General features: G+C 68.2%; 10 protein-coding genes and 1 pseudogene. 5 read left to right on the top strand and 6 right to left on the bottom strand.

The window, feature by feature from the left end; translation table 11 throughout:
* Positions 1-122 precede the first annotated feature (122 nt).
* The 3 genes from ACFYX0_RS45645 to ACFYX0_RS45635 form a co-directional block, all read right to left on the bottom strand.
* On the bottom strand, positions 123-347 hold the full coding sequence (locus ACFYX0_RS45645; protein ID WP_388981175.1) for a hypothetical protein: 225 nt from the start codon (positions 345-347) through the stop codon (positions 123-125).
* A 192-nt stretch (positions 348-539) separates the two neighbouring features.
* Positions 540-2,159 (bottom strand): hypothetical protein, encoded by a 1,620-nt coding sequence (locus ACFYX0_RS45640; protein WP_388981172.1) that lies wholly within the window; start codon positions 2,157-2,159, stop codon positions 540-542.
* Between the two features lie 340 nt (positions 2,160-2,499).
* Positions 2,500-2,967 carry an SRPBCC family protein gene (locus ACFYX0_RS45635; protein WP_388981169.1) on the bottom strand — a complete coding sequence of 156 codons (468 nt, stop codon included), beginning with the start codon at positions 2,965-2,967 and terminating at the stop codon, positions 2,500-2,502.
* 183 nt (positions 2,968-3,150) lie between these two features.
* Between ACFYX0_RS45635 and ACFYX0_RS45630 the strand changes: the two genes are divergently transcribed.
* The 4 genes from ACFYX0_RS45630 to ACFYX0_RS45615 all read left to right on the top strand — a co-directional run bounded on the left by ACFYX0_RS45630 (position 3,151) and on the right by ACFYX0_RS45615 (position 5,865).
* Positions 3,151-3,417, top strand: a complete 267-nt coding sequence (locus ACFYX0_RS45630) for a hypothetical protein (protein WP_388981166.1) — start codon at positions 3,151-3,153, stop codon at positions 3,415-3,417.
* Positions 3,414-4,778, top strand: coding sequence for a hypothetical protein (locus tag ACFYX0_RS45625; RefSeq protein WP_388981163.1), 1,365 nt, complete (start codon positions 3,414-3,416; stop codon positions 4,776-4,778). Before ACFYX0_RS45630 ends, ACFYX0_RS45625 begins: the two co-directional genes overlap by 4 nt.
* Before the next feature lie 13 nt (positions 4,779-4,791).
* Positions 4,792-5,085, top strand: a complete 294-nt coding sequence (locus ACFYX0_RS45620) for a DUF6087 family protein (protein ID WP_388981160.1) — start codon at positions 4,792-4,794, stop codon at positions 5,083-5,085.
* Positions 5,086-5,418: 333 nt separating this feature from the next.
* The gene (locus ACFYX0_RS45615) at positions 5,419-5,865 is read left to right on the top strand and encodes a winged helix-turn-helix transcriptional regulator (RefSeq protein WP_388981157.1); all 447 of its coding nucleotides are present in this window, start codon (positions 5,419-5,421) and stop codon (positions 5,863-5,865) included.
* Positions 5,866-5,952: 87 nt separating this feature from the next.
* Here the strand turns inward: ACFYX0_RS45615 and ACFYX0_RS45610 are convergent, their stop codons facing one another.
* Together ACFYX0_RS45610 and ACFYX0_RS45605 are read right to left on the bottom strand one after the other, a co-directional pair.
* Positions 5,953-6,354 (bottom strand): tautomerase family protein, encoded by a 402-nt coding sequence (locus tag ACFYX0_RS45610; RefSeq protein WP_388981154.1) that lies wholly within the window; start codon positions 6,352-6,354, stop codon positions 5,953-5,955.
* A 225-nt stretch (positions 6,355-6,579) separates the two neighbouring features.
* Positions 6,580-7,404: an enoyl-CoA hydratase/isomerase family protein gene (locus ACFYX0_RS45605; RefSeq protein WP_388981151.1), complete on the bottom strand. Its 825-nt coding sequence runs from the start codon at positions 7,402-7,404 to the stop codon at positions 6,580-6,582.
* A gap of 426 nt (positions 7,405-7,830) precedes the next feature.
* On the opposite strand from ACFYX0_RS45605, the gene ACFYX0_RS45600 reads away from it, so the two are divergent.
* On the top strand, positions 7,831-8,733 hold the full coding sequence (locus tag ACFYX0_RS45600) for an alpha/beta hydrolase (RefSeq protein ID WP_388981148.1): 903 nt from the start codon (positions 7,831-7,833) through the stop codon (positions 8,731-8,733).
* 549 nt (positions 8,734-9,282) lie between these two features.
* Here the strand turns inward: ACFYX0_RS45600 and ACFYX0_RS45595 are convergent.
* Positions 9,283-9,483: pseudogene (locus ACFYX0_RS45595) on the bottom strand (hypothetical protein); the annotation flags it as partial.

Here is a 9,483-nt window from a genome sequence, read left to right as displayed (position 1 = left end):
CTGAGCGTAGAGAACTCCATGATCACTCAGGCCCGTGCCTGTCTCATGCCCAGAGCGTCCAGCCGCCAGGCAGCCCACCATTCGCCGGTCGGCCTTAACGGCTGATCTTGGGTTGTAGGGGATCAGCGGTTGGTGGGGGTGAGGCGGCCCTCGAAGGCAATCTGGAAGGCGCGTGCCCATGGCGGCACCCGGTGCGAGGCGCAGCCGTCGGTGTAGCGGGCACGGTCATGCAGGGCCAGGGTGGCCGCCGCGTCGTCGTAGTCGCCGGGGCGGGCGGTGACGAGTTGCTGGAAGGAGGCGCCGGTGAAGAGCGCGGCAACGCGTGCGAACGCCAGCGGCCTGGACATGTGTGAGCCCCGTCGGCGGCGCCGCGCGAGGCCGTGGCGCCGCCGTAGGTGAATGAGGCCGCCCTGACCGGTCACCGGCACTACGGCGCTGCCCAGCGTGCAGCGCCGTAGCCATCGCCGCAGTCGTGAACGGCGCGGCCGGGGCGGGTGCTCGGTAGGGAGCGCAGGTGGAGGGATGGGTGGGCGTGGTCGTCAGGTGCCGTAGTGGTGGCCTCCTCGGGACTGCTGCGCTTTCGGAGATGAGGAGGCGGAGGCTTTGGTGGGCGAAGTGGTCCTGGTGGCCGGCGCGCTCGGCCTGTCGCGCCTGTCGGCAGACGAGGTGCTCGGCGATGCGGACGGGGATGTGTTGATCGTGGGGATGTCCGAGGGATGCGCATGGCCGAGCGGTGTCAGCACCCCGTCGGTGACCAAGCCGTTCACGTTTGTCGTGAGGGTGACGGGGTCGGCGGCGCCGAGGAGTTTGTCGCAGCCCAGGTTGGTGAACGTCTGGTTGGCCCGTGCGGCGAGGAAGGCGAAGAGGTTCGGTGCCATGGCCGGGTCCGGCGAGGGCGCCTTCTCGAAGAGCGCCTTGTCCTTGAAGACGCGCTGGACACCGGCCCGGTCGCGGAAGAGGCTGGTGCAGAAGGATGCCCCGTCACCGTCGGCGCCCGCACCGACCGCGCGCATGTTGACTCCCGCGCGGTACGCGTTGGTCTTCGTGACGCTGCTGTGGCCGTCGACGAATGTCATCGGGTCGTTCTGCGGGACCAGCGCGATCGGAGCCTTCTGGTCGGCTGCGGCGGACAGTTCGTCGAGCGCGAGGGCGGACGTGGCGTGGCCGTCGCCGGACTGGTCGGGCGCGGTGAACGGCTTGCAGCCAAGAGCCGGGTCCATGAACTGGCTCAACAGCAGGTTGTCGCTGCCGTTGGCCAGATCCGTGGGGGTGCTGGTGGCCACTGACCCAACCTTGCCGTTGTGTCGGTGGTGGCGGTCGTCGCGGTTGGCCAGTTGGGCGGCCTTTTTGAAGGCCGCCCTGCCCGCGGCGTTGTTCTGCGCGACACGGCCCTGCGCGTCGGCGAGGTAGTGGGTCACCACGTTGTCGCTCGGGTCCTGGTCCACGACGGAGAAGTCCCTCGTGGTCGGGCAGGGCAAGCCGTCTTTGGCTCTCCCGAGCGCCGGAACCTTGAGGCGTCCCTTGGCGATCTGTGCGTTGGCAGCCCGGAAGAAAGCCGGCGCATTGCAGTACGCGAACTGGCCGAAGACGGATCCCCCCAGGCCATTGACGCACATGCCCTGCGCGAGGCTGTCCGAGCGACCGCTCTTCCGCAAGGTGAGATTGGCGTCGTTGAAACCGAACCAGATGCCGACGGTCGAGCCGCTCGGCACCGAGGGTCGGACGGGGCGCGCAGTCGCTTTCTTTCCCTTGTCGATCACCAACGGGTTGTAGACGGTCAGCTTGCCGTCCCGGGTAAGGATCGCAGCTTCCACGAACGCCGACTGGTCGGCGTTGGCCTCGTGGCACGGTCCCTGCGCCGGATCCGTGGCGACCAGCGTGTACGGCGTGGCCAGGCCGGTAGCGGTGAGGGGCTGATCGGGGACCAGCAGCGTGCAGTTCGGATCGGGCTTGGCGGCCACCACCGGCTGCGCCAAGGCTTGCGGGCCCGCCTGCGGGTGGTGTTGATCACGGTTTTGTGCCGCGAACACCGAACCCGCGACGACCGCGAGAATCATCGGCCCGCCGACGAAGGCAAGCGACAACTTCGACCGATTCCAACGCCTGGCGTGTTCTCGCCGCGAAGCGCGCGACGACTGTGTCAAGTCCTTGCGGGGCACTGAGCTGCTCCTCACTGTGCCTCCCTCCGTCAGGAAGAACCGACGGTCGCGCGGGGCACACGATGGTCATGACGGTGCGAACCCTTCGCAGCGGGACGAAGGGGAAGCCCAATCACCCGGCACGACGGATCCACCAGCCGTACGTGCCGGGTCTGCGAACTGTTCGACGGTCGCACCAGCCATTGCCGAGCCTTGAACGAGCGAGAGCTTCCCCGGCGCGAGCGACTACCGCTGCGCATGGTCGCCTTGGGTGAACAGCGATTCGGCTACCCGACCACAACTGAGTGTTCGACAGTTCTCGCGACGACGTGAGCGGGCCCGGGTCGCAGCCCAACCTGAGTCAGTCGACCGCTTCGACGTACGACGCCAGATTCGCTAGCGAGGAGGCGATCCCGGTCTCGTGGACCGCTTGCTCGATGCCAGGTGGCACGTTTGTGGCAGTGACGGTCACTTCGGTTCCGTCACCGGCGGCAGCGAGGTGCCAGGTCATCGTCATGGTGCCCGCGTACGAGGGGTCGTCGGCCTCGAACACCGCCCTCTGCACCACGCGCTCCGGCGGCACCAACTCTGCAAACCCGACGTCGACGACATCCGTCGCATCTGAGGTCTTACCGGGGCTATCGACGGGGTCGAGGTAGGTGAGGACCATCCGGAACCCGCCACCAGGCCGGGGATCCCACCGCTCGACCCGCCCGCGCATGCCTTCCGGCGGCAGCCAGGCCTCGAGGGACTCCCGGTCGAGGAGAGCGCCGTAGACAGTCGCCGGTGGTGCTGCAATAACCCGGCTGGCGCGGTCGGTCCTACTCATGGCCCGAGTCTAGGGGTTCCGCCAGGCACATCCTCCTTGAATGACCAACCGAAGAAACCAGCCAGGCATCAGACGCGACCAACAAGTCGCCTGACACGCCGATCCACAGGTCTTGACTATTCCTCACGTTCATGTAATTCCTCAGTGACAGGGTCAACCTCCCCGCCCATAAGTTCGAGCCCGATGGCCCCACAGCAGACCTGTCGGTCCCCCGTCGTGCTCGGCCCGTACCAGGTGGCGCCGCAAGGCATGAACTACCAGGTCCATGTGACGCTGACCTACGGCGAGCCCGGGCCCGCCTATGTGAAGCGAGGTGACCTCACCGACATGGAGTTCGCGTTCGTGGACACGCTGCGACCTCTGGTCATCACACCGGAGGCCGAGGCCAAGAAGCGTGAGGGAGAGAGCTACAGCCAGGTGGGACGGCGCATTCATGGAGACGACCAGTGACTGAACAGCAAGGCCAGATCAGCACCAACGCGGTCGGCGTCATCGACTTCGACGTGCTGTCGGCAGGGACCGAGACAACCGTCATCCCGGTCGCCGCCTCCGACGGTGTCGTCTCCCGGGGGTTCCTCTACGCCCGGGGCGGTGAGCGCACGGTGGTGGTGGTGGTGTCGCACCCTCGAGGCGACATGAGCCGGCACTATGCCGCTCCGGCGGTCCTGGAGGCCGGGTACGCCTTTTACGTCCCCCAGCCCCGGAGCCTGAACAACGACGTCGACTGCGAGCACGAGAGACTGCTGCTCGATCTCGCCGCCGGGCTGAGCCACCTGAAGAACGAGCGAGGCTACGAAAAGATCGTGCTGCTCGGCAACAGCGGTGACGGATCGCTTCTCGCGTTCTACCAGCAGCAGGCGAGCACGACACCGCCAGGAAGGCTGACAGACACCGCCGCCGGCGAACCGCTCGACCTCAACGCCGTCGAGATGCCCAGCGCGGATGGACTCGTCCTGATCGCAGCGCATCCCGGCCAGGGATCCGATCTCCCACCGGAACAACGGCCCCCGGTACTGGCGGCTATGGCTGCCACGCCCGACGGAGCGATCCTGGCCACACGGACTCTGCACCGCGCCACCAACCCTGACAACAACGACTCCGAGCAAGTCCACGACTGCGGCCGGTACGCCACCGCACAGCGGTACTGGTCCTACGGCATCTACGCCGCCAGCGAGGCCGGGCAGCCGGACCGCGGGGTGGAGATCGTCACCCGCATGTCCCACCAGATGATCTACCTCGGGCACCCCGCAGATGCCCTCGGCCTGCTCGACGTCGCCGCGAAGAAGGCGGCCCTGCCCGCCACGCGGGCGCTGGTCGCCTCACAGACCGGGCGGGTCCACGCAGCCCTCGGCGACGAGCAAAGTGCCGAGCGGCACCTCGGCGCCGCGGACGACCTGGTCGCGGGCGACCTGGGCGACGTGCCGGAATGGGTGGCGTACTTCGACGCCGCCGAGCACGCCGGCGCCCGCGCGGTCTCCGCCCGCGACCTCACCGGCATCGGCCGCCCCCGTCGCGCCAGTGATCACTTCACCGACGCGCTCGCCCTGCGCAGGCCCGGCTTCGACCGGGTGAAGGTCATGGACCGCATCGGCCTGGCCGCCGCGCTGTTCACCGAGGGCGAGCCGGAGCAGGCCGCCGCCCAAGCCCACCAAGCGCTCGATGAGGCCGCACGGGTCGACTCCACCCTGGTCGCCTCCCGCTTCAACACCCTGCTGGACGCCGCCCGCCCGTACCAGACCGCCGCAGTGGACGAGGTCCGCACCCGCGCGGCGGATCTCGCCGCGGCCCGGCCGACTACGGTCGCCGCCTGAGACCATCGGCCCCATGGGCAAGCACTCCCGACCCGGACCGCCGAACCAGCCGTCCCGCGCGATCCCGAGCCTGGACGACCACGACCGGCTCGCCGCGTACACCAAGCGGCGCCGCCCGCCGCTCGACGCCTGGCGCCGGCACCGGCCGCTCCACGGCGGTGGTGGCCACCTCCAGCCCGACGAGCCGAGGGCCTTGGAGGAGTGGAACGGATTTTCGTACCAACCCACGGGCACCGCCGCGAACCTCGCGGAGGCCCAGCGGTGGGTGAACGAGCAGGAGCCCCTGGATCAGGCAGAAGACCGGTAGGCCGACTGCGGGCATAAACGCGATGCCTGCAGTCGGCCTCTCCACCGGAGTGGCTTCGCCCTCGGAGAGCGGGCGAGCCCGGCCATGCGCAAGGCCGTCACCGAGTGTCATCCCTTCCCGAGCCGGTCCACACTGAAAACGCATGGGGAGACCCGCTCGGTGTTCAGCTCTGGTTGCCGAGCTGGGCGGCCCTACTCGTCGGTGGGTGTCAGGGGAAGGCGCGGAGGCCGTGGAACATGATGGCTCCCTCGGCAATCGATCGAAGTGATCCAGGACAGACTCACCAAGCATATGGTTTAATTTTACAACTAGCGTTTTCGGGAGGTGGCGTACGTGCGCAAGACGGACCTCAGCGGGGCCACCTGCCCCATCGCTCGCTCGCTCAGTGACATAGGTGACTGGTGGTCGCTGCTCATCGTCCGGGACGCGCTGGCCGGCATGACCCGCTTCAGTGAGTTCCAGCGCAGTCTCGGCTGCGCCAAGAACATCCTCAGCGCGCGCCTGGCCAAGCTCGTCGAACGTGAGGTGCTGACCCTCGCGCCGGCGTCCGACGGCAGCGCCTACAGCGAGTACCAGCTCACCGAGAAGGGCAAGGCCCTGCGGGTCCCGCTCGTAGCGCTGCGGCAGTGGGGCGAAGAGTTCCTGTTCGAACCCGACGAGGAGCGGCTCGGTCTCGTCGACAAGCGCGACGGCCTGCCGGTGGCCGCCCTCGGACTGCGCGCCCAGGACGGGCGGCCCCTGGGACCCGACGACGTCCAGGTCGGCGCGTCCCCCGCCTGAGGCCGGCACGCTTGCCGACCCCGCCTGGCCCGGAGGGCACCGCGGCACCTCGGCACGGTGGTCCCATGGCGCGCCGGGGCCGCAGGGTCACCAGCGCGGCTCGCCCTCGGCGAGCTGAAGCTCACCCCTTCCGAACGAGAAGCTTTCGTTCGGGACCGGAATCAGCGCGATGAACACGTCGTCGGGTGAGATGCGCAGGGCCTCGACCACCAGTCTGTTGATGGCTGCGGCCACGGCCCGCTTGTTCTCAAGAGGCCGATGGGCACCCAGAAGAAGGGTGATGATCATGGCGTCGTCGCTGCGCTGCATCCCCATGAAGGCCGGATCGAGGTACAGCTCGTTCTCGCCATGCTCGCTGATCATGATGAATCGGTCACCCTCGGGGATTCCGAGTGCCTGTACCAGCGACTGGTTGAGCGCGTCGGCGAGTGCGCGCTTCTGGTCCGGCGAGTAGCGGCCGGCTGGAACGTGAGCGTTGAAAACGGGCATGACGGGCTCCTACGGGAGTGGGATGGAGGGCTCCGTTTCGTGAGGGATCGGCCGGACCGGGGCGCCGGAAGGACGGTGATGCCCCAGCCTTGAGGCGAGTCGTGGCACCCCGGGCCGGTGGACGGCGTGAGGTGTCCGCGGCCACGAGGCGATCCGGTCCGGGGCGAGCGTGCGGTCCGGGAGGGCGCATGGTCGGGTCGACCGGGCCCCTTCGGCCCGGGCTGCTCACAGCTCGCCGAGTACCGCGCCGAAATCGAGTTCGGTGCGGGACCGTTCCTGCATTCCGCGCTGCATGAGGGTGCCGAGCCGGGCGGCGCTCGATGTGTCACGTGCCAGGATCTGGAAGAAGCCCGAGTCCACCTGGACGTCTTCCTTGGCGGGGAGGCCGGCCGCGTTGATCCGGCGCTTGGCGAGCCGCACCGCGGCTTCCGGGAATCCCGCGATCCGCTTGGCGAGCCGCTCGACGTAGGGCATCAACTGCTCATCAGGCAGCGACTTGTTGACCAATCCGATGCGCTCGGCCTCACGGCCGTCGAGGTCTTCGGACCCGAGGATCACCTGCATCGCCTGGCCTCGTCCGGCGAGACGGACGAGCTGCTGGACCGCACCTGCCCCCGGGAAGAGCCCGGTGCCGACTTCGATCTGGCCGATCACGGCGCGTTCCAGGGACGCAAACCGCATGTCGCACGCGTAGAGGAGTTCCGCACCCGCGCCGCGCGCCCGGCCCTCGAGGAGCGCGATGGTGACGGGCCGTGCCTCGCTGAGCCGGCGGTACAGCGCGCCGAGGCTGATGTCGTCTGGGCCGCCGGAGGTCGCCGCCACCGCCGTGTACTCGGCGATCCGCCGGACGTCCACATGCGGGATGAAGAAGTCGGGGTCGGCGCTCCGGAACACCACCACCCGCACGCCGCCGTCGGCCTCCGTGTCGTCGAGGAGTGCGATCAGATCTCTGACGAACCGCTCGTCGATCAGGTTGAGTGGCGGGTTGTCGATCGTGGCCCACAGCACACCGTCGTCCAGGCTCGTCTTGATGGTCTCGTAGTCCCGCATTGTCATCACTTCCTCATGTATTTCCTGTTTGCGATATGCGAACGACGTGCTCTAGGCTGACATCATCGGTTTAAAAGTGCAACCAGAATGTTGAGGGAGAGACTGGCCGCCCTTCTCGAAGGCGACCGGGGCCGCGATCATGCCATTCGCCCAGGTCACGACAGCCGCAGCCATCCGGTTGAGGCCACTTGGGACCATCTCGTACCGCTCGCGTCGAGCCCTTCGTGGCCGGGGCGACCAATCCGGCACCAGCGAACGATCGACCGGTGTTCCCGACGGAGGTGCTGCGTCGACGGCATCGGCGCGTCCGACCGGACCGACGCCCGAAGGACCGGGCCGCCACACGGCATAGCTCAACGGGTCATCCGGACCGACGGGCTGCCTTCATCGCTCCCACAAGAACCCCACCAGGCAAGGAGAACCACCATGGCCGAGCGCAGCGACGAGCTCATTCATCTGCCCGACGGAACCGTGCTGCACGCATGGCTGTTCCTGCCGGACGGACCCGGACCCCACCCCACCATCACGATGTCGCACGGCTTCGGTGGCACGAAGTACCACAACATCGAGCCCATTGCCCGAGAGCTCGCGGAAGCCGGATTCGCGGTCTCGCTCCACGACCACCGCGGCTTCGGCGACAGCACCGGCACACCCCGCCACGACATCGACCCTTATCGGCAGATCGAGGACTGGCGACGCGTCATCTCGCACCTCCAGACGCTCGACAGCGTCGACGCCGACCGCATCGGCCTGTGGGGATCCAGCTATTCCGGCGGACACGCCCTCCTCCTGGGAGCCACCGACCGGAGGATCAAGGCCGTCTACTCTCAGGTCCCCACCATCAGCGGCTCCGAGACCAGCCGCCGGCGCGTACCGCCGCACCTGACGCGGCAACTCGACGAGTCCTTCGCCGCCGACGAACTCGCCCAGGCCCAGGGCGAGCCGCCGGCCACCCAGGCATTCGTCAGCGACAACGTCTCCACGACCGCGTCGTACCGCGCCACCGACGCCATCGACTTCTACCTGGGACACAGCGCTCCCGAGGGGTTGTGGGAGAACAGCGTCACGGTCCAGTCCAACCGCCGCTTCAGGTCGTACGACCCCGGCTACTGGATCGACCAGATCTCCCCAACTCCCCTGATGATGCTGATCGCCACCCACGACACCGTCGCCCCCACCGACCTGGCATTCCGCGCCTATGAACGTGCCCTGGAACCCAAGGAGCTCGTCGTCATACCCGGCGGCCACTTCGATCCCTACCTCGCCGGCTTCGACGCGAGCACCTCTGCCGCCATCCGCTTCTTCCGGACCCACCTCCACGCCCGTTAGGTCTGTTTGCGGCGCCAACGTATCCGGGCGCCCTGCCTTCGAAGCGGGGCCCGCAGGCTCTTTCAGGGCCTCGACGGGCCGGGGTGGGCGTGGCGGTGCCCCGCTTCACTGCCCATTAGGCGTACTCATCCCGCCCCAACCGCGGTCACCTGCGGAAAGTCCACATCAAGGCGATCATCCCGGAGCAGAAGGACCAGACCGCCAACCGCAAGAAGAAGGGCAGCCGGGGCCCATGACCAGCCCCACACCGAGCACCCCGGCCCCCAGCCCCGCCGAACCGCTGCGCCACCAGGTCCTGGCCGCGCTCGCCCAGCGCCGCATCGCCACCACCAGCCAGTTGCGCCGCATGCTGCGGCCGGACGGCACGCGGCAATTGCTGTCCCAAGTCCTGAACAAGCTGCGTTCCGACAGCTTCGTCGACTTCACGGTGCTACCGGATGCAAGCCGGTCACGTACCAACGCCTGGCACCCCACACAGGAAGGCTCGCATCTGCTTTACCGGGCAGGTCCACAGACTGCCCGACGCGCCGGAAGCTTACGGGGCCATGATCACACCACGGTCAGGACCGTGGGGCCGTGTTGGCGGCCGGAGCGTCGGGGGACATGAGGAGGCGTACAACGTTCGTGGTCATGCTGGGAGTTCAGGTCCTCGTCAGCCGGGGCCAGCACTTCGCCGACCCGTGAACGAGCGATGGCCCACTCCTCCCGTTCCCGCTCGGCCACGGTCAGCTCGGCCTGAATACGGTCGGC

Source organism: Streptomyces sp. NPDC002573, from assembly GCF_042889625.1.
In the GTDB taxonomy this organism is placed as follows: domain Bacteria; phylum Actinomycetota; class Actinomycetes; order Streptomycetales; family Streptomycetaceae; genus Streptomyces; species Streptomyces gibsoniae.
The sequence above is the reverse complement of the archived record's forward strand: the minus strand, read 5'-3'. Positions and strand labels throughout refer to the sequence as shown.

Excerpts from the sequence above, each read along its gene's own strand:
- ACFYX0_RS45605 (WP_388981151.1), bottom strand. The coding sequence starts at position 7,404 with ATGCGGGACTACGAGACCATCAAGACGAGCCTGGACGACGGTGTGCTG.
- ACFYX0_RS45620 (WP_388981160.1), top strand. The coding sequence starts at position 4,792 with ATGGGCAAGCACTCCCGACCCGGACCGCCGAACCAGCCGTCCCGCGCG.
- ACFYX0_RS45610 (WP_388981154.1), bottom strand. The coding sequence starts at position 6,354 with ATGCCCGTTTTCAACGCTCACGTTCCAGCCGGCCGCTACTCGCCGGAC.
- ACFYX0_RS45635 (WP_388981169.1), bottom strand. The coding sequence starts at position 2,967 with ATGAGTAGGACCGACCGCGCCAGCCGGGTTATTGCAGCACCACCGGCG.
- ACFYX0_RS45645 (WP_388981175.1), bottom strand. The coding sequence starts at position 347 with ATGTCCAGGCCGCTGGCGTTCGCACGCGTTGCCGCGCTCTTCACCGGC.
- ACFYX0_RS45600 (WP_388981148.1), top strand. The coding sequence starts at position 7,831 with ATGGCCGAGCGCAGCGACGAGCTCATTCATCTGCCCGACGGAACCGTG.
- ACFYX0_RS45630 (WP_388981166.1), top strand. The coding sequence starts at position 3,151 with ATGGCCCCACAGCAGACCTGTCGGTCCCCCGTCGTGCTCGGCCCGTAC.